Source organism: Anaerococcus sp. Marseille-Q5996 (genome assembly GCF_946893725.1).
Classification (GTDB): Bacteria; Bacillota; Clostridia; order Tissierellales; family Peptoniphilaceae; genus Anaerococcus; species Anaerococcus martiniensis.
This window is the reverse complement of sequence record NZ_CAMPPE010000001.1, coordinates 1-25,197: the sequence shown is the minus strand read 5'-3', so window position 1 is coordinate 25,197 and position 25,197 is coordinate 1. Positions and strand designations below refer to the sequence as shown.

Annotated in this window: 19 protein-coding genes, 1 rRNA gene and 1 riboswitch; of the genes, 14 read left to right on the top strand and 6 right to left on the bottom strand. The window is 33.7% G+C overall.

Going from position 1 to position 25,197, the window contains the following annotated elements; translation table 11 throughout:
- Positions 1-8 precede the first annotated feature (8 nt).
- From OC526_RS00100 to OC526_RS00075, 6 genes are all read left to right on the top strand, one after another.
- Positions 9-1,697, top strand: coding sequence for a hypothetical protein (locus OC526_RS00100; protein WP_262121026.1), 1,689 nt, complete (start codon positions 9-11; stop codon positions 1,695-1,697).
- Positions 1,698-5,717 carry a protein kinase domain-containing protein gene (locus OC526_RS00095; RefSeq protein WP_262121024.1) on the top strand — a complete coding sequence of 1,340 codons (4,020 nt, stop codon included), beginning with the start codon at positions 1,698-1,700 and terminating at the stop codon, positions 5,715-5,717.
- A gap of 10 nt (positions 5,718-5,727) precedes the next feature.
- Complete coding sequence (locus OC526_RS00090; RefSeq protein WP_262121022.1) at positions 5,728-9,459, top strand: DUF4062 domain-containing protein; 3,732 nt, start codon at positions 5,728-5,730, stop codon at positions 9,457-9,459.
- Positions 9,440-9,568: a hypothetical protein gene (locus OC526_RS00085; protein ID WP_262121020.1), complete on the top strand. Its 129-nt coding sequence runs from the start codon at positions 9,440-9,442 to the stop codon at positions 9,566-9,568. Before OC526_RS00090 ends, OC526_RS00085 begins: the two co-directional genes overlap by 20 nt.
- A 73-nt stretch (positions 9,569-9,641) precedes the next feature.
- Positions 9,642-10,502: a PPK2 family polyphosphate kinase gene (locus tag OC526_RS00080; RefSeq protein ID WP_262121018.1), complete on the top strand. Its 861-nt coding sequence runs from the start codon at positions 9,642-9,644 to the stop codon at positions 10,500-10,502.
- A gap of 298 nt (positions 10,503-10,800) precedes the next feature.
- Complete coding sequence (locus tag OC526_RS00075; protein ID WP_262121015.1) at positions 10,801-12,396, top strand: hypothetical protein; 1,596 nt, start codon at positions 10,801-10,803, stop codon at positions 12,394-12,396.
- 108 nt (positions 12,397-12,504) lie between these two features.
- On the opposite strand, the gene thiE is transcribed toward OC526_RS00075, so the two are convergent.
- From thiE to thiW, 3 genes are read right to left on the bottom strand one after another with little or no spacing between them, the layout of a single operon-like run.
- Positions 12,505-13,140, bottom strand: coding sequence for a thiamine phosphate synthase (gene thiE / locus OC526_RS00070; RefSeq protein WP_262121952.1), 636 nt, complete (start codon positions 13,138-13,140; stop codon positions 12,505-12,507).
- On the bottom strand, positions 13,124-13,915 hold the full coding sequence (thiM, locus tag OC526_RS00065; RefSeq protein ID WP_262121013.1) for a hydroxyethylthiazole kinase: 792 nt from the start codon (positions 13,913-13,915) through the stop codon (positions 13,124-13,126). The genes thiE and thiM overlap by 17 nt, the downstream gene beginning before the upstream one ends.
- Positions 13,908-14,414, bottom strand: coding sequence for an energy coupling factor transporter S component ThiW (thiW, locus tag OC526_RS00060; protein WP_262121011.1), 507 nt, complete (start codon positions 14,412-14,414; stop codon positions 13,908-13,910). The genes thiM and thiW overlap by 8 nt, the downstream gene beginning before the upstream one ends.
- A 20-nt stretch (positions 14,415-14,434) precedes the next feature.
- A riboswitch (TPP riboswitch) is annotated at positions 14,435-14,525 on the bottom strand.
- A 234-nt stretch (positions 14,526-14,759) separates the two neighbouring features.
- Between thiW and OC526_RS00055 the strand changes: the two genes are divergently transcribed.
- Genes OC526_RS00055 through pepF form a run of 4 tightly spaced genes read left to right on the top strand, consistent with a single transcriptional unit; the run spans position 14,760 to position 19,224 of the window.
- Entirely contained in the window at positions 14,760-15,851 is a 1,092-nt protein-coding gene (locus OC526_RS00055; RefSeq protein WP_262121010.1) for a glycerate kinase, read from the top strand.
- A gap of 27 nt (positions 15,852-15,878) precedes the next feature.
- The gene (locus OC526_RS00050) at positions 15,879-16,553 is read left to right on the top strand and encodes a rhomboid family intramembrane serine protease (RefSeq protein WP_262121008.1); all 675 of its coding nucleotides are present in this window, start codon (positions 15,879-15,881) and stop codon (positions 16,551-16,553) included.
- Between the two features lie 6 nt (positions 16,554-16,559).
- Positions 16,560-17,432 carry a hypothetical protein gene (locus OC526_RS00045; protein ID WP_262121006.1) on the top strand — a complete coding sequence of 291 codons (873 nt, stop codon included), beginning with the start codon at positions 16,560-16,562 and terminating at the stop codon, positions 17,430-17,432.
- A gap of 10 nt (positions 17,433-17,442) precedes the next feature.
- Positions 17,443-19,224, top strand: a complete 1,782-nt coding sequence (gene pepF / locus OC526_RS00040) for an oligoendopeptidase F (RefSeq protein WP_262121005.1) — start codon at positions 17,443-17,445, stop codon at positions 19,222-19,224.
- Between the two features lie 41 nt (positions 19,225-19,265).
- Here the strand turns inward: pepF and OC526_RS00035 are convergent, their stop codons facing one another.
- The 3 genes from OC526_RS00035 to OC526_RS00025 all read right to left on the bottom strand — a co-directional run bounded on the left by OC526_RS00035 (position 19,266) and on the right by OC526_RS00025 (position 22,043).
- Positions 19,266-19,838 (bottom strand): redoxin family protein, encoded by a 573-nt coding sequence (locus tag OC526_RS00035; RefSeq protein WP_262121004.1) that lies wholly within the window; start codon positions 19,836-19,838, stop codon positions 19,266-19,268.
- A 9-nt stretch (positions 19,839-19,847) separates the two neighbouring features.
- The gene (locus tag OC526_RS00030) at positions 19,848-20,564 is read right to left on the bottom strand and encodes a cytochrome c biogenesis CcdA family protein (RefSeq protein WP_262121003.1); all 717 of its coding nucleotides are present in this window, start codon (positions 20,562-20,564) and stop codon (positions 19,848-19,850) included.
- Between the two features lie 129 nt (positions 20,565-20,693).
- Entirely contained in the window at positions 20,694-22,043 is a 1,350-nt protein-coding gene (locus OC526_RS00025) for a sodium-dependent transporter (protein WP_262121002.1), read from the bottom strand.
- 215 nt (positions 22,044-22,258) lie between these two features.
- Here OC526_RS00025 and OC526_RS00020 point away from each other — a divergent pair, with 215 nt between their 5' ends.
- The 4 genes from OC526_RS00020 to OC526_RS00005 form a co-directional block, all read left to right on the top strand.
- Positions 22,259-22,549 (top strand): hypothetical protein, encoded by a 291-nt coding sequence (locus OC526_RS00020; RefSeq protein WP_262121001.1) that lies wholly within the window; start codon positions 22,259-22,261, stop codon positions 22,547-22,549.
- A gap of 144 nt (positions 22,550-22,693) precedes the next feature.
- Positions 22,694-23,404, top strand: coding sequence for a glycerophosphodiester phosphodiesterase (locus tag OC526_RS00015; RefSeq protein WP_262120997.1), 711 nt, complete (start codon positions 22,694-22,696; stop codon positions 23,402-23,404).
- 227 nt (positions 23,405-23,631) lie between these two features.
- The gene (locus tag OC526_RS00010) at positions 23,632-24,462 is read left to right on the top strand and encodes an ABC transporter permease (RefSeq protein WP_262120994.1); all 831 of its coding nucleotides are present in this window, start codon (positions 23,632-23,634) and stop codon (positions 24,460-24,462) included.
- A gap of 503 nt (positions 24,463-24,965) precedes the next feature.
- A 16S ribosomal RNA gene (locus OC526_RS00005) occupies positions 24,966-25,197 on the top strand; the annotation flags it as partial.

The following is a 25,197-nucleotide window of genomic DNA, read 5'->3' as shown; positions in this document are numbered from 1 at the left end:
GAGCATATATGGAAAATGCAATAGTTTCTGGAGAAACTACCATTATTGAGACCAACGAATTTGAATGGCAAAAAAACATCAGTTCTGGTCAGTATTTGGATATTGAATCTATCGAGATAGGTGCAAATAACACCATTGCTCTAAGGAAAAAAATTCCTTTTTATAAGTACATAATCAATTTTTTGCTGCTGACCCACTACAAGGACCTAGGCCTGGGCCAAGAAGAAATAGGGGATAAGGCGGCAGAAATATTTACATCCATAGAAAATGCAGAAAAAAACCCAGACTTTGAAAAAATAGTAGACCTAGTAGTAGAACTTTTTAGGACAAAAAACCTCTACCCACACGGCACAAAAAGCGAAGTTTATGGATCGTTAGAATTTAATAAAGAAGACAGGAAAATTTGGAAAAAAACACAAATTAGAAAAGACTTAAAGGCAAGCATTATCACCAGAGATAAGATGTTTATTTATGGATTTGGCCTAGGAATGGACCTTGCCGAACTAGAAGTTTTTTTGATGAAGGTATTAGAAGAAACAGGGCTTAACATTTGGGATAAGAAAGAAGCCTTGATTTATATTGCCTTAAAACACTTTCCAGACAATCCTGTCAATTTTTTTGTAAGGGCAAACCAGCTTTATGATAACGAAGATTTGGCCTATGTTAAGGTTGAAAAAAAGGATACCAACCTAAATACAAGTATTCTTCAAAACTCACTTGATGATTACTTAAATGAGTACCGCAATATGAATGAGGTCGATGATGAAATTATTTTAAATATCATTGCCTACCACAAGGACTTGGTCAGTGAAAACACAAATAGGACTATAAAAAGTGAATTTGTATCCACATTTTATGATTTGGAAGAAAGTCTAGGCGATCAGATTGCAGCATTTTCTAATGTAAAATACGGCAATGATGATGGTTTAACCCAAAATGCCGACTTTTTTTCAAGGGGCAGGGTAAAAGTTTTTTACAAAAGTGATGAGGATATTATCCTAACACGCAATATGCCCTTTGTATTCAAATCAGAAGAAAAGGGCGAAAGCAAAACCTATTACCCAGAACATAAGTATATCTTAGAAAAAAATCCACAAGGCGGATTAAAGGAAATTACACTTAGAAGCGATGACTACGCCTTTAAGGATGAGGTGCCAATACTAGGATCAGCAGATGAATATAGCGATTTTGTTTATCAAAATGATATTGCTGGCATAGAAAAAGTAGAACAAGATTCCATATATATTTCTGAGAAAAAAATATCTTCACTACTATCCTATCTTTACAATGAAGATGCTATTATTTCAACAGATGATAGCAGCCTGCCAGATGATCAAATTAAGGCCCTAGATGACTTATTAAAAGATACAAAAATCAAACACGAAAACTTAAATGCCATTATAGAAAAGGATAAGATCTCCCAAATTACACGTTCTAGACTCATTACCCTCTATTTTCTATCCTATGTTTTGGAAAATGAGGATATTTGGTTTGACAAACTTTCCATACCAGCTAGGCGCAAAAGGGACTATCTGATTTTTATGGACTACAAGCTTAGAAACTCAAGGCTTTATGAGTACAATATCTCAAATCCCTACGAGGAAACCCTGCTAAAACTTGTGGTTTATGATGAACCAATAGATGCTTTCCGCGACCTGTGGGCCAAGTATCTACTAAATATAGGAGATAAAAAATAGATGAAAAATTTCAAGACACAAGAAGAATTTATCAGCCAAATAAAAGAACCAGTCTTAGATAATAGATATCCCCTAGATGGTCAAGAAATAGCAATCTCTGACCAAAGGGGAGAATTAAAATACAAAATAGAAATAGGCAGACTGGTTGGGGCTGGTGCTTCTTGCCTAGTCTATGAAGTTGTTGTCGATGACCTTTACCCACCAAAGAAAAATATGATTTTAAAGGAGTTTTTCCCAAATTATAAGGAAGCTAATATTGTGGGCCAAAGGGATGAAAACAACCCTCTCAAGGTGCGTTTTGAAACAAAAGACCAAGAGTCCTTGATGACCTTGGTCAAAGACCGCAAAAAATTTATCGAATCATATGACAAACACATAAAAATGATTGAAATTGACCCGATTTTAGAAGATAGGATAGTAAGACCCTACAAACTAGAAAAGTCTGATGACTATCTTTTTGCCCTATATGACACTGACAAGGCCCAAAGTGTGGATAAATACAATAACCTAGACCTTGGTAGGATTATAGATATTTTAAAGCAAACTTCTGAAATTCTAAGCTTCCTTCACCAAAAAGATATTATTTACATGGACCTAAAGCCTGCCAATATCCTTTATGATTACAAAAGAGATAGGGTAAAGCTTTTTGACTTTGATGCGGCAATATTTTTGGATGAACTGGATAATATTACAGAATTTTTCATGCCAAGTGAGCGTGCCTTTATCCCTCCGGAACTGCGTTATCTTTCGAATATCAACAACCGCAAGGAAATGTTTATCAGCGAAGAGATAGACTTATATATGCTTGGGGTTACATTTTTCTATCTATTAATGGATAGGTATCCAGAGGATTTGGAAAATGAAAATATTGACTATTTGGAAAGAAATCTTAGGGAGGTCTTACTTAAAAAGTCAAACAGGATCTTTTTAAACAAAATCACCACAGATAGGATAGTTGACCTATTAAAAGAAAGCCTTAGTGTCCACAGGTATCTATCAGTCAATGACTTTAGCCAAAGGCTAGATGAGATTCAAAAGGGCCTTGATACTAGCAAAAACAATGAAATTGCCAACATACTTTCTTCAGCCTTTGTTATGGAAAGCAAGCCTCTTTATAATTATATAAATGAGGATGAAAATGGAAAATATATTGATATTGCAATGGTAGGAGGCTTAAGAGCTGGACTGGATTTCTTTAGTTTATTATTTGCATCGGTGGATTTGGCAGATGTTGAAAATAGGTTTACTTTTTATACCAGCAATCCTAAAGAATCCTACAAGATCCTTACTGATGCCATGCCCCTGCTAAGGGAAACTACAAAAATTTCTATAGAAGAAAAAGTCGTTGATGATAATATAAACCAAGTTATCACAGAAAATTCCTACGCTTCAATTAATTTTACAAAAAAGTTTGATAACATTAATGAGCATTACATCATAATCCACCAGGAAGATGGGCTAAATTATACGGATTTGGCAAAAAAATTGTACGACAAATTTGAGGATTTAGAAGAAAATCGACTAATAGTAAATTACAGCAGGTATGTAAGGGGTGTGGAAGTTTTTGAAAATGACTTTATCAGTTCTTATAATATCGACATCCGCAGTGCTGCTACATTTAGGAACAGAGATTTTAGCGAAAGTATCCTAGAAGAAGCCTATGAAATTCACAAATTTTATACCAGAGAATATGGTGGTGAAAGGGTGGATGATGCAAGAATTTGGCAAAATTTTATAAAAGATGACCTTTATAGCATCAAATCTTCTATAAGGACAGCACTTTCTATGAAATACAGGATCTATATGTCTGGATCATATAACAAAGATGACATTTGCCGTCATTTTTATGATAATGTTGTAAAACCTGGACGATTGACAGATGCCCTTAGCCAACGAGATATTTTTGCAGATATGGAACACCACACTTGGAATAGATTTATGATCAGCCAAGGTTACCTTAGGCCAAGCTATGAAGAATTTAAAAAATATGCCTATGTTGGTTCAAATAATCACGTTGACAGGATAAATAAACTCCACCCGCTCATTGTAAATACCAATATTAGAAAATTTAAATCTGGCCAGGATGATGAGTTTGAGCTTGTAAGTAAAAAAATACAAGCATTCTTGCTAAAGAAAACCAAAAATCTTGACCAAGGAGTCTTAGAACGCATCAGCCATAATTTAAATAATACAAATTGGCTGGCTAATAATAATTTAAGGGAACTTTTCCCCCTTTGGGAAGAGCTTTACAATATTACTCTTAGGTTATCAGACAAAGAAGCCTATGCTATAAACACCTTAAACCAGCTAATCAGTATAATTGATGAGAGATTTGAAAAAGATTTTTTAGGCAAGGAAGATCTTTTGGCTGATTATAGGCTTATCAAACAAGATTTAAAACTCCTAATTGAAAGTGAAAAACCAAAGTCATTTAGAGATTCTGACTACATGGTTATAGATGCTAAGCCCTTGATAAAATATGGGCCTATAAAAACAATTTTTGCCCCATTTGTGGCAGATGATGAGCTTTTGTGGGCCAATGTTCTTGCAGCAATCAAATATGAGCCACAAAACTTATTTTTAATCGATGAAAATCCAGAAGATCACAAGGAAAAGTTTGATAAGATTGTTGAATTTCTAAAAAATAAAAGACAGCAAAAATCCATGAATATCAAAATGATTAGCTATGAGGATATAAAATATTATAGTAGTGAAAATGCTGTAGCCGACCTAACTTTAAACACTCATACAGATGCAAAAAGACCTGAAATTATGAAACTTCCTTATGTGGAGTATTTAGGATCAAATGAGTGGGGTGGGGATTATGCTGCCAATGATTTTTATCTAAATCGCAGAACTCTTACAGTTGAAGAAGCATTTTTCCTAAATAATGCCAAATTTTATAATGCAGCCAGTGAAAATAATTTGGCTCGTTTGAGCAATTTTTACGAAAAATTATGGCAGGCCTATATGGATACTGATTCTTCTAAGTGGGCGATTTTCACAGAGTTTTTTAGGGCAGGAATTTCTCAATATATTTTTGACCTTTCCTATCCAAAAAAAGAAAATTCTAGTATGATAGAATCAGGAAATTTCATCTTTAAAAGGGATGATAAACAAAAATATCAAAAATTAACTTCTTTTTTAAAAGAGCTTAAGGATGAGGATTTACTAGTGGATTACAAATTTCCCATTAATCCAGGCAGACTTAAACTAGAATCCTACAACGAAGAATTTTCTAAAAATTTGGGAGACTTTATTAGTGAAAATTTATTCAATTATTTTGAAGTTTTTGACCTAAGAAAATTATATTTTCCATTATTAAATGAAAAGGCAGAAAAGAAATTTTATTGTTATGCTATGAGCAATAACGTCAAATTTTCCTATAAAATTTATAATAAAGATTACAAAAACTTGGCCTATGAATTAAATAATATGATGGAAGACTTGGATAAAGATACAAATCCGGATGCAGAAATCAGAATTTTCAACCACATAAATGGCAAGGACTATGTAGAAGGTCACGGTGACTACCTAGAATTTAACTACCAGCTAGGAGATATTGCCTTTAGGGAATTTTTTGAAAAGGGTATTGCCCTACAAATTTACACCTACTTTGAACTGATTAGAAAAAGTAAGGTTTTTGATGAGGTCAAAATCGATGTTAGATTAAAATGGCAGGCCTATGATGATTACTCTCCTTTAAGTGAGGGAGTAGAAAATCATATCGATATAGTTTGCACCAAAGAATTTTCAACATTTATAATTACAACTACCCAAATCCAACTAAAAAAAGAAGACCTTTATGAAATAAAAACCCAAGCTAAGCAATTTGGTATTGATACAAAACCAATTTTGATAAATACCAACAGCATGGGCATAGATAAATCCATTAGAAAAATTGCAAAAGCAACTGGAGTTTTCCTAATAGACCGTGAAATGATTGAAAAAAGAAGTGTTGTAGAATACTTAGACAATATAGCAAGGGCAGATAAAAACTGGCAAAACATAGAAATTTAGGTGATAAGAGATGAAACAAATTTTTGTATCAAGCACATTTAAGGATATGCACATAGAAAGGGATTTAATACAAACAAAATTAACTCCAGATTTAAATGAAAAAGCATATCAAAAAAGAATACAAGGAATCAAATTCCAAGATTTGCGTTGGGGTATTGATACAGATATTGATGATGAAGAGGATAAGGATAAGAAAATCCTAGAGGTTTGCTTAGATGAGATTGAAAATAACAGGCCATATTTTATGGTACTTGTTGGCGATAGGTATGGCTGGATACCAGAAAATGATTTGGTCAAGGAAACTGGGGTAAGGTATGGGATATATTCTCCAGATGAAAAAATCGAGAAATCTATCACAAATCTTGAAGTAGACTATGGATTTTTAAAAAATCCTCAATATGCTAAGAATTCTTTTGCCTACATTAGAAATATCATTGGTGATGTTTCAGGCACAATTTATGAACAAGACCCAGAAGAAAAAGAAAAAATAGAAAAACTAAAAGAAGAAATTAGGATGGCTTTGCCAAAAGAAAATATCCATGAATATGATGTCACCTACAAAAATGGATATTTAGTTGGTGTAGACAAGTTTGTAGATTTTGCAAAAGAGGATATGCTTAAGATTCTTTTTGAAAAAGAAACCAATAAGGAATTTTTAACAGACAATCAAAAAGAAATCCTCTACCACAAGACCCAGGCTGATGAAAAATCAGTAATATCAAATGCTAGAAAGTCTATAGAAGATAAGCTAGTAAAAGAGATAAAAAACAATAATATCATTACTGTTAAGGGGAAAAGTGGAAGTGGAAAATCGACCCTTATGTCTACCCTTTCTAACCGCATAGTAAAAGAAAGCTATTCCATAATCTTATTTTCTTCACTGACACCAAGGACAACCAGTGCCTTAAGCATGATGAGGATTATAACCGAATATATAAGTGAGATTTTAAAATACGAAAATAAGTCCATAGATTTTGATGAAGTCCTAGATGACCACAAGGAAGAAATTTCAAAATCAGGGCCTAAGGGAGAGCTATCTGCCGAAGAAATACTCTATGAAACAACCCTTAGAGAATACTTACGAAAAGGAAAAAGAGAGATTGTCATCCTAATCGATGCCATTGACCAGCTAGATAATCCTAGAGCCATAGCAGATTTAATCAAGCCCATAAACTTTAATGAGGATAGCAAGGTCAAATTTATAATCTCCTACCTAGATGAAGATGATAAGTTAGATGATGATTATATTTTCTTAAATGATTACCTAAATTTCAAATTAAAAGAGCTAGAAGATAGTGATAAGATAGAAGTAATCAATGCTTCTCTAGCAAATAACAACAAAGAATTGCCCTTAGAAGTAAAAAAAGAAATTGTAAAAAAAGAGGGAAGCTCATCTCCCTTATATATATCACTCTTGGTACAAAGACTTTTGATGATGAATAGTGAAGACTATTTAAGCATCATAAAAGCAGGTGACGGTTATGAAAAAATAACCAGCTACCAAAAAGATCTTATTGCCAACTTACCAAATGATCTTAAAGAGCTAATCCTAGACTTAATCACCCACGCAGCCAAGAACCTAAAAACAAATACAGACGATGTTGAAAAAACCATATCCTACCTTGCTGTTTCAAGGCGTGGACTTCGTGAAAGTGATTTAAGAAAAATATATGAATTAAAGGGCAAAACTTACAATTCCCTTGATTTTGCAAGTCTAAAAAGATATTTAAGGGCCTTTTTCCTAGAAGATAAGTATTTAAGGGTAGATTTTACTCACAAGATTATCCGCCAGGCAGTTTTAGAAGCCGTAAGTGGGGAAAAAAAGAAATACTACCACAACAATATCGCAGAATCCTTTATGTCCCTGCCAATTGAAGACCCTATCAAACTTCAAGAACAATATTATTCTGCATATATGTCAGGAAATATTGATGCAGCAGTTGATATTTTAAGGCAGATTGGCGAAAATGCTCAAAATCTGAATCCTAGAGATATAGAATCAGCCATTGAAAACATCACCAAAATCCACAATACCCGCATAAATAGTGAAGATGATTTGTGGATTAGAAAAGTTTTTGAAGAATTTTCAAGATTTGACCTAGAAATTCAAAAAGTTTTACTAGCCTATATGGTATATTCTTCCTTTGAAGAAAGAACTAGAGATTCTCTAAAAGCTAGCAAAATTAATGGTAAAAAACTTTTAGAATATTTAGAAATCATGTTTGAAACATACCCAGATGATCTTGGCATCCTAAGACTTTATGCTGATCAGTCTGCATTTTTAGGTATGAAATACAATGTTGGTTTAAAAGAAGATATGAAAAATAGCGAAATTTACCTATTAAATGCAGTAGGAGCCAACGAAAAAATTTACCAGCTTGATCAAGATACAAAAAAAGAAAATCTTGCCTATTCATATAGCAATATAGCTAGGTTGTACCTTGATATGGGAGCAAAAAAGAAAAGTGAATCTCAAAATTATTACCAAAAATCCCTTAAAATGTTTGAAGAAATTGCAAAAAATGACCCATCAATGGTAAATAATGAAAACCTAGCCATGGCCTACAATGATATTGCAAACCTACATTCAACTGGGGATAGGCAAGATATTGTAAATGCTAAGTTTTACTACAAAAAAGCCATTGCAATTATAAAAAAACTTTTGGATGAGCATGAGAATATAAATCTTAAAAAGACCCTGGCCCTAGCATATATAAATATTGCCAGCCTTTATTTTAGCGAAAATAAATTTGATAAGGCTGAAAAATGGTATTACAGATCAATTGATGTAATACGCCAAATAGAGCAAATCGAGCCAAGTCTTGAAAACAAAGAAACCCTAGCCAAGGCCTACAATAATATTGCCGATCTTTTTGCAAGCGAACTGATCGATGATAGGCAAAAGGCAGAAGATTTCTACTTTAAGGCAATGAGGATTTTTGAAAGTATTTTAAATCACAAGCCGATATTATCTGTAAAACGTTCATTGTCAGTCACTTATGACAATATGGGAAATCTATATGCAGATTGGAAAATTAACAAGGCTTACAAATATTACAAAAAAGCTATAGAAATCAAGGAAGATTTGCTAAGCATTAGCTCATCAAAGGATGATATTACAGATTTGGCAACTTCTTATAATAACCTAGGATTTTTGTATATGGATAATAGGTCAGATGATAATTTTGCATTGGAATGCTACAAGAAAACAATCGACCTAATGCATACAATCGATGAAAACGAGATGGATAAAAGTTATGGGGAGAACCTTGCAACTTGTTATACAAATCTTGCAAGTCTCTACTTTTTACTAGATGATATAGCAAATAGCGAAATTTACTTTAAAATAGCAATAGATATCTACAAAGACTTGATTGAAAAATATCAGGATGATGATATTATAGAAAAATTATTGATAATATATAACAACCTAGCCTGCCTTTATGCAGACTTAGATTACAGTCTCGAAGAAACTGAGGAATTGTATTTAGAAGTAATAGAGCTTATAAAAATCCTAAAAGACCCATACAAAAAACGCAAGAAAACTGCTATAACCTATAACAACTTGGCAAACTTATATCTGATTAAGGATAAAAATTATGCCCTTTGCGAAGATTGCTATCTAAAATCAATCGAGCTTACAAAATGGGTCATAGACTACCATAAATCAATAGAAAATGAGGAAAGACTTATGGTAAACTACAACAACTTAGCAGAGCTTTATGCCTTGTGGGGCAAGTAAAAAAGCAAAAGAATATCTAGAACTTGCAATAAAAACTGCTGATGCCATAGATTATAAAAATAACCAAGAAAATATCAACAAATTCATATACAAACACCATGAATTTTAATAAGAAATGTCGGATAAATATCCGGCATTTTTTTCTTGGGTATTTATATACTAGAGCAAAAAAGGAGTAAAAAATGGATAAGAATAAATTTAAATTAACAGGGCAAAAGATAGATATTGCAAGTATAGATAGTGATTTGATAAGTGATCAGAAAGATGAAGATATAGAAAGAGAATTATATGAAGAATTAGTACCAAAGCTGCGTAATCTCCATGAAAAATTAAATGCAGAAGGTAAATATGGGATATTGGTAGTTTTACAGGCCCTAGATGCTGCTGGCAAAGATGAGATAATAAAATATATTTTCTCAAACCTCATGCCACAGGGACTTAAAAACACAAATTATGGCAAACCAACCGAAGAAGAAAACGCCCACGATTACCTATGGAGGATGCATAAGGGGCTGCCAGAACGAGGAGAAATAGCAATCTTAAATAGGTCCTACTATGAAGATATTATTTCACCTAAAATTTATGACACCCTTGACCATTTACCAAAAAATATCAAAGATGACCCAGACTTGTGGGAAAAAAGATACAAGCATATCAATAATTTTGAAGAATATATGAAAGAAAATGGCTTTCCAGTTATGAAATTTTACTTCCATATGTCAAAGGATGAGCAAAAAGAAAGATTCTTAGATAGGCTAGAAAACAGGGAGAAAAATCACGAATTTTCATTTTCTGACATAGTCGATAGGAAAAATTGGGATGAGTACCAAAAAGCCTTTGAAGAAATGTTAAATAACACTGCTACAGAGGATGCTCCTTGGTATGTGCTGCCAGCTGACAATCCATGGCTTTCAAGAAAAATTGCAACTATTGCACTAATTGATGCTATAGAAAATATAAATCCTGAGTATCCACGTTTTGACCCAGATGAAGAAGAAAAAGCAAAAAAAATAATAGAAGACTTAAAAAATGATAAAATTTAATATCAAATGAGATAAAACCAGACTTAGCTTTTAATAAAAAGATCTAGGTCTGGTATTTTTTTTGCTAAAAAATAGCTTTTTCATATGAAATCACCCTTAAAAAACAAAAGTGAATTCCAAAAAAAATCAAGCCAGCAAACCCCCTCTATAATGTAATCAGAATAAAGGTGATGGCAATCATAAAAGCAGAAAATAAAAAGTGAAATTCAAAAAAATTAAGCTTAGACAAACACCTTATACTGAATACTTAAACAAACTTAAACAAACTTAAACAAAAAATCTTACAAAGGGGACAGCAATGAAAAAACAATTTAAAGCTCTAACATTAGCACTAGCATTATTAACAACAACAGCTTGTGGAACAAGTAAAGCAAAAGAAGAAAAAATAGCAAAAGAAACAAGAGTTGGACGTACAGAAGTTGTCCAAAGTTCAGAAAAAAAAGTAGCAAACGTAGATGCACCAAAAGCAGGTGCAGTAAAAGTTGAAGAAAAAGATAACAGAAATTACCTAATTCCACAAACAGTGGCTTTAGAAGAAAAAGAAGAAATGACAGAAGAATCTAACGAAGTTGAAGAAGTTGAAGAAGTAGCAGAAGAAATCACAGCAGTAGCTACTGAACAAACACCAGTTATTGTTGATGAAACTGTTCAAGCAATAGAAAAGGTTAGACAGGAACTTCCAGAAGTTAATAAAGAAGTAGAAGCTATAAACGAAGTAGAATTTGAAGAAGTAGCAGAAGTAGCTACAAATGAAACATTCGACCTAGCAGACATAGATGCAAGATCAGAAACATCACTTCCAAATGCAGTAGAACAAACTGTAGCAGCGGCAACAGTTGAAGAATTTGACCTAACAGACATCGAAACAGTATCAGAAATATCTGAATCACAATCTCTACCAAACACAGTAGAAGAAGAAGTAGTTGCAGCAGTAGAAGCTCCAGTAGTAGAAAATCTAGTTGAAGCTGACCAAGTATCAGGTGGTCTTACAGTCTCAAGCCCATCTATAGAAGAAATCAGATCTTACTGGATGAACTACCAAACAAGTGCAAGTGACACAAAAGAATTTTTAGGACTAAAGCTAATTAACCCAGACAGTACAGAAGTTTTCACAAGCGCACCAAATACTAACCTTAACTCACTAAATGTTGGTTCACTATCACAAGCAGCTCAAGAAGATGCCCTACACATTGCAAACACAGCAAGATTTGCAGCAGGTATCACAAATCAATTAACAATTGGAAATGACCAAGCTAAATTTGCTCAAGCAGCATCTATGATTAATAGATTAAACCTACAAGTTAACCACTTCCCATCACTACCAGCAGGAATGAAAGCAGATTCAGCGGAATATGCAAACGGAACTATCGGTGCAGCAAACTCAAACCTTGCTTCAGGATTCAACATCCTTGACTCAGTTGTAGAATATTTAAGAGATGACCTTGGTGAACAAAACCAAACAGAAGTTGGACACAGAAGATGGGTACTAAACCCTCAAGCTAGCCTTGTAGGATTTGGTCAAACAGACGAATTCAGCGCAATGTTCGTAAATAACGACGACTATGCTGGAGAAAATGCAAACACAGTTTACGCTTACCCAGGCCAAACAGCAATCAGCGAATTCCACTCCGAAGGATCTAGCCTATCACTAATGTTTGGCGAAAACTTTGAACTTGCTAATGCACAAGTTGAAGTAACAGATCTTGCAACAGGTCAAGTAAACACAGAATCTCACGTAGATGAAAGCTTTAAAGGAAGCGTAAAAGCAATTACATTTGGATACGGAATGAACTATGCTCCAGGTACAAAATTACAAGTAAAAGTAACAGGAGTTACAAAAGACGGCCAAGAATATCCAGTAGAATACACAATCAACTACATGAGCCTAAATTAATAATTACCACCCTTTAGATATAAAAAAGTTTAAGTTTACAAAAAAATCCCAGCTATTAAAAGCTGGGAATTTTTTGTTGAGAAATTAAATAAAAATATTTTTGATTATTTAACCCAAAATTGACTTGGTTTTTTCAAATAATTTTCTAGCATCTTCTTCTGGATTTTTGCTATCCATTATTGCCCTTACTACAGATATGCCAGATGCTCCTGAATCTTTTAGGATGTCTATATTTTCGTAATTTAATCCACCAATTGCTACTGTCGGTATGGATATGTTTTGATTTATTTCTTTTAAGGTCTCAACACTGGTGCGGGTGGTTTTTACATGGGTTTTGGTTTCAAATATAGCACCAACACCTAAATAATCTGCTCCCTTTTTTTCTTCAGCTATGGCCCAGTCTAGGGTTTTGGCAGTTGATCCAATTATTTTATCATCTCCCAAAATTTTTCTAGCATCAGCCACATCCATATCTTCATTTCCTAGATGTACTCCATCAAGGTCTGCTGCTAGGGCAATGTCTACCCTATCATCTACTAAAAGTGGTACATGGTATGAGTGGCACAATTTTTTTAATTTTTTGGCTATCTCTATAACTTCACGAGCTAGGGCAGTTTTTTCCCTAAGTTGGATTAAAGTTACACCACCCTTTAAAGATTTTTCTATCACATCAAAAAATTCTTCATCACTTAATTTGTCCCTATTTGTTACTAAGTATAAGCTTAAATCAAAGTCTTTCATAATCTATTCTCTCCATTATTTTTTTGCTATCCATAAGTGAAATTTCGTCTAAAAGTGAGATTTTAAAAGTTGCCATACCCTTTTCTTTTTGGGCAAGCTCTGCTGCAATATTTAAAATGCTTATGGCAAGGGCTATTGCATTTATAGTATTTTCAAAGGAATATGCTGCAGCAATGATTCCGCCAAGTATGCAACCTGTCCCAGTTACTTTTGGCAAAAGAGGACTGCCGTTTTTTAAAATCAAAATGTCCTTGCCATCAGAGATTATATCTTCCTTACCACTTGCAACAACTATTGTGTTATACATAGTAGATAAGTCTTTACAAATTTTTATAATTTCTTCTTTTTCTATGGATTTTGAATCCACCCCACGGGTTGATAATTTTTTGTGGTATATGGAGTAAATTTCGCTATAATTGCCCTTTAAAACTTTTATAGGATAATTTTTTAAATAGTAAAGGCAAGTTTCAAGTCTGATTTTTGTAGCAGATGCGCCCACTGGATCAAGGATAATTGGAATATAATTTTCCTTGGCCGATTTTAGGGCTTCCTTGATTCCCTTTAGCTTGCTTTCGCTAATTGTCCCCATATTTACTAAAAGAGCATGGGAATTTTGGGTTACTTCATAAACCTCATTGTAATATTCTGCCAAAAATGGAGCTTGGTTTAGGCTTAAAAGTACATTTGCCATATCATTTGAGGCAAGGGGACTGACTATTGCATGGATAGTGTGGGTATTTTCCCTCATCAAATCCAGAATATTTTCAAAATTAATCATTTAGTGACTCCTGCATTTTGGCAAGGCTGCCATTTTTCTCAAGGGCCTTTAAGAAAATATAGGCAACTGAAGATCCAATAATTGTTGCAATTACAAAGCTTGGTGTAAATGTGAATAGGGCAACCATGCTATCTCCAGCCACAAATTTCATAACTGGAAAAGAAATCATAGACCCGATAATTCCTGTGCCTATCACTTCACCTATACAAGCTGATAAAAATGTTTTGTATCTATTGTATAGTATCCCAGATAAAAAGGCTCCAAAAACTGCACCTGTTAAAGCCAGTGGAGAAATCCCCATAAGGCTCATACGGATAAGGCCAATCATTGTTGCACAGGCTAGGGAATAAAATGGACCAAGCAAAACTGAGCAGACCACATTTATAAAATGCTGGGTTGGAGCAAAACCATGGACCCTAAGGATTGGGGAAATAACTACACCAATTGCTACAAGCATGGCAAGTAAGACAAATTTACGTAAACTTTTAGAATTTTGCATATGAACCTCCTTAAAAGGAGCTAAAAGTTGAGAAAAATCCCTCCGCTAGCATTACCTAGATCAGGTTATTGGGTATAATCTCAGCCAAATTTAGCACCCCATTTACAAATCTTTAATAACAGCATAACACAAATGTAAGAAGTTGTTAAATAAAAAAACCACCACGCTCTCGTGATGGCCTTTGATGGGTGAAATCCCGTAGGATTCCATGAGTTAAACAGCGAAAGTATAAACTTTCTAGTTTATTATAACATATGCAAATCATTTGTAAAGCTTTAATTTATGCTATTTTAACCGATTTTAGGGTAATATTTTATAAGGAGTATATAGAAAAGAAGGCGGAAGATGAAAGTTTTAGTAGCAATAGATTCTATAAAAAATTACGAAAATTCAATAGAAATAGGAAATATATTTAAGGAAGAATTAGGAAATGATGTTGATATTATCCCTTTTTTAGATGGTGGAGAAGGTACAGTCGAAGCCATGCAAGCATTTTTAGATGGAGACTACCATTATGTAAATGTCCACAATCCTAAAAATGAGGTAATTACCGCAAGATATGTCATGAAAGATAAGCAAGCAGTTATGGAAATGGCAGAATCATCCGGTTTGCGCTTGCTTTACCAAGAAGACCTTGATGTTATGAATTCTTCATCCCTAGGCTTTGGGGAGATGATGGTAGATGGCTTAAATGCTGGAGCAAATACTTTTTTCATAGGCATTGGAGATACTGCGACCAATGACCTTGGCATGGGCATGCTCTATGCCTTGGGAGCTAGATTTTTTAACAGCGAGGGGAAAGAACTAAACCCAATTGCAAAAAATATGGTAGAAGTAGAAAATATTGATATTTCAGATCTAGACCACAGGCTTTTAAAGACAGAAATCACTATAGGAACTTCTTCTGATACTACACTTTTTGGGGAAAATTCATTCCTAGAAAATAGGATTTATAGGAAAGGGGCCTCTGTCGAAGATATAGCCTTTTTGTATAAGGGTTCTAAAAACTTTAAGGAAAAAATTGAGCAGACCCTAGGAATAAATCCTCTAGATTTGCCATCACTTGGTTCTGGTGGAGGAGTGGCTTGGGCTCTTTATGCATTTTTTAAGGCCAAAATTTCCAAATCCATGGACGTGATTTTAGAAAAAATAGATTTTGATACTATGATAAAAAATTATGATATTTTAATTTTGGGAGAAAATGTGGATACCTTTGACGGGCTAAGCTCAATAAATGTTGCAAATGTAGCTAAGGCTTACAACCAAAAGCTAAAGGTAATATTTTTGGAAGATCAGGATGGCAAAAAAATTGGCCAGAGGGAAAATTTTGATAAAATATATGATTATCACATTTCAGATAATTTTGACCGAGACCAGATGAAAGATGCTATTAGGGCCCTTGCCAAGGACCTAAGTCAAAATTACTTTAGCGGATAAAATAGGAAAAGAAAGTATAATAAACTTATGAATAATTTTAGAGTTTTAGGATCAAGCAAAGTAACAAGCCTTTTACTAATTGTAAATATTATTGTATTTGTAATTATGACCTTTACTGGTGGCAGCGAAAATATTGCAAATCTTGTTAGATTTGGTGCTGTTGTAAAGAGTGAAGTTGCAAATGGCCAATGGTGGAGACTTTTTACTGCTAGCTTTATCCATATAGGATTACCACATATTTTATTTAATATGTACTTTTTGTATCAAGTAGGGCCTGTTTTTGAAAGGCTTTATGGCAGTCGTAACTATTTGATAATTTATCTTTTAGCAGGAATTATGGGCAACCTAGTAAGTTTTGCCTTTGGAAACCCAGCTACAGTTAGTGCTGGAGCTTCTACTTCACTTTATGGACTTTTTGGTCTGGCTATAGGTATTTTGTTAAATTATAGGGGCGATAGTATGCTTTCTAGCTTTGGATCTAGTTTTCTATCTATTATCGCCATAAATATTATTTATTCACTTATCAGACCAGGAATTGGTGTTTTGGGCCACTTGGGTGGACTTTTGGCAGGAGTGATTTTGGCAGGAGTTTTCCCAATTATAAATCGTAGCCTACAAACTAGCACACAACTTATAAGTGTGACTGCCTTTGTAGTATTGTCCATTCTTTTTGTAATAATAGGACTAAGATCGGCGGTTTAGGCACTAATGAAAAAGAATTTTTTTGTAATACTTGCAATGATTATTTCCCTATCAGCTTGTGACTTCCAATCACGAGCTGATTTTGAAAAGGAAATAGCTACTGCAGAAAAAAAGCAGGATAAAGACTTTGTAATGCCTGACATCACCTACAAAAAGGCTGGTGAAGAGGAGATTGATACAGCAAGGGAAAAATCAGAAGATGATTTGGATTTGGAAAATTTGTATGGCTCTGGTAAGAGCGGCAAGAATCTAAATCCAGCTGATGCTGTAGGAAATATTGTAGATACAAATGTTGGCGATAGCCAAATTGGGATTTCACTTCGTCCATCTAGCCAAAGGGCAGGTGCTTATTCCACCATTCTTTCTTATAAGAGGAATAATGAGCTAACAGAACGCGAATTTGGGCCGGTTACCGGCATAACTGGCATAAATACAACAGTAAGCTTTGATAAAATAAATTCCGAATCAGGCCCTATGCTTTTGGTAAGCCAAGTAACAGTTGATAATGGTGAAACTTATAGCGTTTACTATTTATTTAATAAATTTATGAGCCTGATGGATAATTTGGTTTTTAGGACATCAGTAAATGATACAAGTCCAACAGTCGAAAGATTGGGAGATGTGGTTGAATATACTGACCAAGCCATTCCAGGATCATTAGATCAGGCAATTACAAATCGTATGGAAGCAGAGGCTAGGTATTTGCCATCTATGTTAGATATTTACGGGGTAAAACACCGTCCGCTCACAAGCCTTTATGATAATCGCCAAATGGATTTGGGATATTTGCCAGATATTACTGGGGAAGATCGCATATTAATCACAAGAACCACAACTACTACCCAAAATATGGGCATGAATATAGATATAGAAAAATAAGGAGAAAATAATGCAAAGACACGAAATAGATGAAAAATTAAAGTGGGACACCTCTTTAATTTTTGCAAGTGATGATCAATATTATAGTGAAGTAAAGGAAGCTAGAGAACTTGCTGATAAGCTTACAGAATATAAGGGCAAAATTACAGAAAATGCTGATAATCTTTTAAATTTCCTAAAAGATTACGAAAAACTAATGAGAAAATTCCACAAGGCAGGAGTTTATGGCCACTTAAAATCTGATGAAAATACAGCTGATAGCACCTACCAACAAATGAGCCAAACAACTTCTATTGCTGGAGCAGAAATTTCTGAAAAATTATCATTTATCACACCAGAAATTCTAGCAGCTGACTATGAAGACATCAAAAAAATGCTGGGTGAAAAAGAAGAATTAGAGGCATATGACCATTATTTTGAGGACTTATTTAGAAATAAAGACCACGTTTTAAGTGAAAATGAAGAAAAAATCCTAGCAAGCTTTTCAAAATTAAGTCAAAATCCAGTTTCTACTTATATGATTTTTTCAAATGCAGATATGAAATTCCCAGCTGTAGAAAAAGACGGCAAAGAAGTTGCCCTATCAGATGCAAACTTCACAACTCTTGAAGAAGATAAGGACCGTGATTTTAGACGTAGGGTTTATGAAACTTACTATGGAGTTTATAAGCAATTTGAAAACACAGCTGCTTCCTTACTTGATGGGGAAATTACTAGCCATAATATAGAATCAAAACTTAGAAAATATAAGTCAGCTCGTGAGATGAGTCTTTTCAGAGATAATCTAGATGAAGAAATTTATGACAATCTTTTAGAAGTAGTTCACGAAAATATGGACATCCACAGAGACTACACTAGCCTTCGTAAAGAGTTTTTAGGGGTAGATGACCTAGGTTTCCACGATATATATGTGCCACTTGTAAAAGATTATGAAAGAGAAATCGAATTTGATGAAGCACGCGAATTAGTACTTGAAGCAATCAAACCACTTGGGGAGGAATACGTAGAAGTAGCCCGCAAGGGATTTGACCAAAGATGGTTTGATGTTATGCCAAATGAAGGCAAAAGATCAGGTGCATATTCTTCAGGATCATACGATACCCAACCATATATCTTGTTAAACCACACAAATACAATTGGTGATGTATTTACAATTGCTCACGAACTTGGCCACTCTATGCACTCATACTACACAAGGAAAAACCAACCATACATTTACGGGTCATACTCAATCTTCCTTGCAGAAATTGCATCAACAACCAATGAGCTACTACTTTTAGATTACATGCTAAAAAATAGCCAAAGCGAAGAAGAAACTGCATATTTACTAAATTATTTCGTAAACCAATTTAAATCTACAGTATTTAGACAAACAATGTTTGCAGAATTTGAACATGAAGTAAATAAATTAGTTGCAGAGGGAGAGCCTATCCCAGCTGCAAAACTTAACCAAATATATGGTGACTTAAACCGTGATTACTTTGGTGGTGATATAGAAGTTGATGAATATATTTCTGCAGAATGGGCAAGAATCCCACACTTCTATATGTTCTATTATGTATTCCAATATGCAACAGGATTTATGTCCGCAGTAGCCCTTAGCCAAAAAATCTTAAATGGTAGTGATGAAGACCGTGAAGCTTACTTAAACTACCTAAAAGCTGGTGAAAGTGAATATCCAATCGATGTTCTTAAAAAAGCGGGCGTTGATATGACAAATAAAGATGCTATGCAAAAGGCTATGGATGTAGCACGTGAAGCCTTAGAAGACTTAAGAAAAGCAATAATCTAATAAAAAAAAGACCTCCTAGTTTCCTAGGTAAGGTCTTTTTCTTATTCAAATTCAGCTAGGATTTCCTTGATCATTTCTTCTGGCATTTGCCCTGGCAGAACTTTTTCCACATCGCCATCTGAGTTTAAGAATACATTTGTTGGGGTGGACCTTATATTAAATTCATCTATAAATTCTCCATTTGTATCAAATATGACTTCAATATTTTCATGGCCAAGGTCATCAAACCACTCTATAAAATCATCCTTTGGCATTTCGCCTAAAAGTCCTGGAGAAACTACACTTACAATATTGTAGTCGCTAGCGTTTTTGGATAATTGGTCCAATTGTTCTAGGCCGGTTAGGCATACCGGACACCAAGAAGCCCAAAACTCTACAAAAGTTTTTTTGCCCTTATAATCTGCCAGAGAAACTGGATTGCCATCCTTATCTTCTAAAACTATAGAATCTTCACTTTCTGTTTCTTTTTCATTTTTAATTTGCTGATTAATATTTTCTTCTACTTGATTTTCTGCCTGTAACTTTTGGTCATCGATATCTTCTTTATTTTGCTGATCACAAGAAGATAGGGTCAAAGATAGGGCGAAAATTGCAAGTAATATTAATTTTTTCATATTTTTCTCCTATAAAAATAAATTGTTGAAAAAAGCTGTTAGATTTGAAAGTTGGCCTGTCATTATGACTATTCCCATAATCATTATCAAAAATCCGCCCGATTTTTTCAAAAATGTAAGGTGTTTACTAAAAAAATTAAAATTTTTATTAAGGGTGGTCGATAAGATTGCCATTAGCAAAAATGGTATCATTAGCCCAAAAGAATAGACTAACATCATAAAGGCTCCGTATACTTCTGTACCACGACTTGCTGATGCTAATAAGACCGCCCCAAGAATTGGCCCCACACATGGAGTCCATCCTAGGGAGAAAGATAATCCCATCAAGTAAGTCCCAAGAGCCTTGGTTTTATTGTTTTTAAAACTTATTTCCCTAGACTTATTTAATTTTCCTATATTTATTATCTCCATTTGGTGAAGGCCTAGGATAAATACCAGCAAACCTCCTAGGAAAATTATCCATCTATTGCTAAAAAATTTCCCCAAAAATCCTGCTCCAAAACCTAAAATAACAAAACTTGTGGCAAGACCTAAGACAAAGGTCATGGTTTTTATAATTGCTCCAACATTTATAAAAATCCTGCCAAATTTTAGATTCTTATATTCACTATTTTGGTCGGTAATTATGCCGATGTAGGCCGGCATCAAGGGAAAAGTACAAGGAGCAAAAAATGATAAAAATCCAGCAACAAATACTGAACTAAGAAGTAATTGATTTTCCATCATAATAACCTCCTTTTTTCTTATATAATATATCCATTATTATCAAAATTTAATAATAAACTTTAGTAGATTATAGAAAATTTATCAATAATTTCTATAAAAAAAGAGTAGAATAATCTACTCTTAAAACTTTTATCCAATTCCCCCAAAAATAATCCCCAGAACTAGGGCTAAAATGCTCAATGTACAGTAAAGGTATTTTCCCAGTGGATAAAACCATGAGCCAAGGGCTTTTTTACGCCCCTTATTTACTTCGCTTAGGGCAAGGTTTTTATCAAGAATCCAAAAGAACATCACGCCAGCCAAAAGTGCGCCCAAAGGAGCTATAAATATGGAAACAAAATCCATCCAAGGTCCGACGATGCCTTGGATAAAAATAGCTGCCAAAATGCCAAAACCATTTATAAGAAATGCAGATCTTTTTCTGCTAAAGCCAAATTTTTCTTGGACATAGGCCACTGGAGCCTCATAAAGGTTGATAATTGATGAAAAACCTGCAAAAAGTATGGCCAAATAAAATATTATCATCAAAATTTTCCCAGCTTCCATTTTGTTAAAAACAATTACCAAATATATAAACATTAGTCCCGGCCCACCCTCAGTAAGGTCAGCATTGCCAATGGCCATTGCTGGAATAATTACAAAGGCAGCAAGAAGGGCTGCTATGGTGTCAAAAAACGCAATATTTTTGGCAGAAGAAGGTATATCTTCATTTTTTGGCAAATATGATCCATAAATCACAGATCCATTTCCCGCAATAGATAGGGAGAAAAATGCTTGTCCAAAGGCAAAAACCCAGAGTTTGGGGTCAAGCAATTCATCTCTATTAAGGCTAAAAATATATTGGTAGCCCTTGCTAGCAGCAGGATTTGTCCCAATGTAAATTGCAAGACCAAGTAGCAAAATAAATAAAATTGGCATCAAAAATTTATTTGCCCTTTCAATGCCCTTGGCAATACCAAAGGACATGATAATCATAGAAGAAATACCAGCTACAATTATCCAAAAATTATTGCTAAAATCACTGGCAGTTTGGTCAAAGGTCATAGCAATCAAAGAATTGTCGCCTGCAAAACTAGACAAAGTTCCATTTATGGCCATGAAATTGTATCTAAAAATCCAGCCCATAACAGCAGTGTATCCAATAGCTAAGGCAAGAGATCCCAAAACAGGAATTATCCCCAAATTTTTTCCGATATTTTTATTGCCCCTTTGACCTGTTGCAAAGGAAAAAGCCTTGACAGGACCAGATCCAGTAAGCCTACCTAGGGAATACTCTTCAATAACTCCTGTAGATGCAATTAAAATTACAAAAAGAAAATATGGCAATAAAAAACTCATCCCGCCAAAAAGTGAAACCATAACAGGAAAACGCCAAATATTTCCCATGCCAACCGCAGAACCTACAGAAGAAAGTGTAAAGCCTAGCTTACCAGTAAAACCATCAATATTATTAAATTTTTTATTTTTATTTGTATGCATAATATATCCTTAAAGCCTTTTAAAGTATTATATCAGATTAAAGCGGAAAATCTAATAGTGATTTAATAATTAAACTTTAAATATATTTTTATTTTTACTAAAAAAATGTTTAAAGGCAAAATCAGCGGGTAATTATTTTAATGGCTAGCCAAGAAATATTTGAAAAAATAATTTTAGAAACTAATAATTAAAGATTGAAAAGGGAAGGAAGCGTAATGAAAAATTTTAAAAAAATTATCGGAAAAGCTAACATAGCCTTAGCATCTTTAGCATTAGGAATCGGTTTGGTATTGCCAACTCAAACTGCACACGCTAGCGGCTACAGCAAAGAATGTATAGTAGATGTATCCGTTGGGATAGTTACTGAAGGAGCTGCAGGTGGACTTGCAGGTGCAAAAGCAGGATCTTTTGCTGGACCACAAGGAGCTACCATTGGGTCGATAATTGGAACAACAGCAGGCGCTATTCATGGTGGACACAGTCAATACAAAGATTCTTGTAGATAATTAAAACTAAATTGAACATATATGAATTATATATTAACACAAAAGGGTTGTTTGCTTATAAAACAGCTCTTTTTTAAATTTTACAAAATCAAAATAAAAATTATATAAATTTATTATTATAATTATAAAAAATAGGAGAATAATATGATAAATTTTGCCCACAGGGGATTTAAGGGAAAATATCCAGAAAATACCATGCTAGCATTTAAAAAAGCCATAGAAGCTGGTGCAGATGGTATAGAATTTGATGTGCACTTGTCAAAAGATGGGGAATTAGTAATAATTCATGATGAAACATTAGAAAGAACAACAGATGGTGAGGCTTTAGTTTGCGAAAAAACCCTAGAACAATTACAAAAACTAAATGCTTCAAAACTATATCCAGATTGTGAGATTCAAAGAATACCAAGCCTTAGAGAATATTTTGATTTTGCCAAAGACAAAGAAATAATTACAAATATCGAACTAAAAAATTCTATTATCGATTATAGGGGCATAGAAGAAAAAGTTTATGAGCTTATAAAAGAATATGATATTGCTGAAAAAATAATAATCTCATCCTTTAATCACCAATCTTTAGTAAGATTTAAAAATATTGATCAAAAGATAAAATGCGGGGTCTTAGAATCATCCAGACTCCATAAAGCATGGGAATACGTAAAAAATCTAGGCATGGAATATTACCACCCAATGAATTTTGTCGTTGATAAAGAAATGGTAGAAAAATTTGCTGAAAATGATATTGGCTTAAATATTTGGTTTGGAAAAGCAGACTATGATTATAGCCATTATTTAAGATTTAAGCCTAATGGATTGATTACAGATTATCCAGACAAGTTATGTAAACTTGATTAGAGTCACAGTTTACATAAAAATTGCAAATTTTATAAATTAATTAGGTAAACTTATCCGTACAGCAAAGTTTCTAAGAAAGTAGGAGTGGGGTGAAAATATCACTTGTAAATATTAATAAAAAGTTTTCGGATAGTTTTGTTATAAAGGATTTGAATTTGGTTATAGACCACAATTCTTTTACTACTCTCTAAGAACCTTCTGGTTGCGGAAAAACTACCGTTTTAAGGATGATTTATGGACTTGAAATACCAGAAATTGGAGAGATTTTATTTGATGTGCTATCTGTTCTATATATTCTAACACTAATAATATTTTCAATAGGCATACCATATTTTTCAATAATTGCCACATCTCTTATAAACTTAAGAGGCTATGGCCTTAAGGCTGGCAATTTTACTGGTAAGCATTATGTAGAATTATTTCAAAATAGGTCAGCAGCAAAAAGAGCCCTTCTGACAAGTTTCGGATTAGGAGCTGCAACTGCCATTATTTGTGCAATAGTTGGAACATTTATAGTAGTAAGTCTATATCGCCAAGGCAAATGGAAAAAATATTTGGAAAACATAGCTATTTTACCGGAAATGATTCCAAACATAGTATTTGTAATAGGTCTTATGATTTTTTGGAACAAAATCTATAATGTTATCCCCCTTTACAATACAGTAGGATTTATGATTTTAGTATATTCAGTAATGTTTTTACCATTTACTATCCAATACGTGTCATCATCTTTTTTACAAATGGGAGATAATCTCATCCAAGCCGCAAAAATAAGTGGAGCAAGCATATCTTACACATTTAGAAAAATAATCTTGCCGCTAATAGCACCAAGCATAAGTTCAGTAGCCATGATGACATTAATAATTTCATTTAGAGAACTAGTAGCAAGTTCTATCATCAGCCCACCAAACGTAATGACAGTATCTACATATATAACAAGCGAGTTCGAACAAGGGTCAGTTTCAGTAGGCATGGCCATGGCAGTAGTATGTGTATTAATAACAACTAGTCTACTGATAATAATAAATGTATTAAATAATAGAAGAAATATCAAATAAAGCTTGACACAATTAAAAATACCTAGTAAAATTAATAGCACCACTTAGAAAGTAAATTCAAATGATATTTGACAAAACTTTTTAAATGGTATATCATATAAAAATACCACACCTGCTATAAAAGTAATTTATGGCAAAAATATTAAAAAATTATCAAAAACATTTGACAATGATTTTTAATCGTGGTATTATATATATTGTCGTTAACACACGGCAAATTGAACCAGATAAGTTAAAACTTATCTACAAATAAATAGTAATTAAACTTAATCAATTAATTTGAGTAACCAAAAAAGCAGGCCTGTCCGGCCAGAAGAGGACCCTCCACGGAGTGGTCGCAGGACGGAACGGCCGAGAAAATGATTCTTATCTATATTATATAGAAAAGGATAAAAATAAATCACGCATTGATTTTAAAATCAGTGTAAATGAAAAGAGCTTGAATCAAAAAGCTTTTATGAATAAAACTTAATCTACTATTTTAAAGATAGTAGCTAAATATTTTTCATGAGAGTTTGATCCTGGCTCAGGATTAACGCTGGCGGCGTGCATAACACATGCAAGTCGAACGATGAAACTCATTAGATTTCTTCGGAATGAAAATGAATGGATTAGTGGCGAACGGGTGAGTAACGCGTGAGTAACCTGCCTTACACAAGGGGATAGCCTCTGGAAACGGAGAATAATACCCTATGAAATTACATTCTCGCATGAGGAAATAATCAAAATGTTTAG

Excerpts from the sequence above, each read along its gene's own strand:
- OC526_RS00100 (WP_262121026.1), top strand. The coding sequence starts at position 9 with ATGGAAAATGCAATAGTTTCTGGAGAAACTACCATTATTGAGACCAAC.
- OC526_RS00095 (WP_262121024.1), top strand. The coding sequence starts at position 1,698 with ATGAAAAATTTCAAGACACAAGAAGAATTTATCAGCCAAATAAAAGAA.
- OC526_RS00090 (WP_262121022.1), top strand. The coding sequence starts at position 5,728 with ATGAAACAAATTTTTGTATCAAGCACATTTAAGGATATGCACATAGAA.
- OC526_RS00085 (WP_262121020.1), top strand. The coding sequence starts at position 9,440 with ATGCCTTGTGGGGCAAGTAAAAAAGCAAAAGAATATCTAGAACTTGCA.
- OC526_RS00080 (WP_262121018.1), top strand. The coding sequence starts at position 9,642 with ATGGATAAGAATAAATTTAAATTAACAGGGCAAAAGATAGATATTGCA.
- OC526_RS00075 (WP_262121015.1), top strand. The coding sequence starts at position 10,801 with ATGAAAAAACAATTTAAAGCTCTAACATTAGCACTAGCATTATTAACA.
- thiM (WP_262121013.1), bottom strand. The coding sequence starts at position 13,915 with ATGATTAATTTTGAAAATATTCTGGATTTGATGAGGGAAAATACCCAC.
- thiW (WP_262121011.1), bottom strand. The coding sequence starts at position 14,414 with ATGCAAAATTCTAAAAGTTTACGTAAATTTGTCTTACTTGCCATGCTT.
- OC526_RS00055 (WP_262121010.1), top strand. The coding sequence starts at position 14,760 with ATGAAAGTTTTAGTAGCAATAGATTCTATAAAAAATTACGAAAATTCA.
- OC526_RS00050 (WP_262121008.1), top strand. The coding sequence starts at position 15,879 with ATGAATAATTTTAGAGTTTTAGGATCAAGCAAAGTAACAAGCCTTTTA.
- OC526_RS00045 (WP_262121006.1), top strand. The coding sequence starts at position 16,560 with ATGAAAAAGAATTTTTTTGTAATACTTGCAATGATTATTTCCCTATCA.
- pepF (WP_262121005.1), top strand. The coding sequence starts at position 17,443 with ATGCAAAGACACGAAATAGATGAAAAATTAAAGTGGGACACCTCTTTA.
- OC526_RS00035 (WP_262121004.1), bottom strand. The coding sequence starts at position 19,838 with ATGAAAAAATTAATATTACTTGCAATTTTCGCCCTATCTTTGACCCTA.
- OC526_RS00030 (WP_262121003.1), bottom strand. The coding sequence starts at position 20,564 with ATGATGGAAAATCAATTACTTCTTAGTTCAGTATTTGTTGCTGGATTT.
- OC526_RS00025 (WP_262121002.1), bottom strand. The coding sequence starts at position 22,043 with ATGCATACAAATAAAAATAAAAAATTTAATAATATTGATGGTTTTACT.
- OC526_RS00020 (WP_262121001.1), top strand. The coding sequence starts at position 22,259 with ATGAAAAATTTTAAAAAAATTATCGGAAAAGCTAACATAGCCTTAGCA.
- OC526_RS00015 (WP_262120997.1), top strand. The coding sequence starts at position 22,694 with ATGATAAATTTTGCCCACAGGGGATTTAAGGGAAAATATCCAGAAAAT.
- OC526_RS00010 (WP_262120994.1), top strand. The coding sequence starts at position 23,632 with ATGATTTATGGACTTGAAATACCAGAAATTGGAGAGATTTTATTTGAT.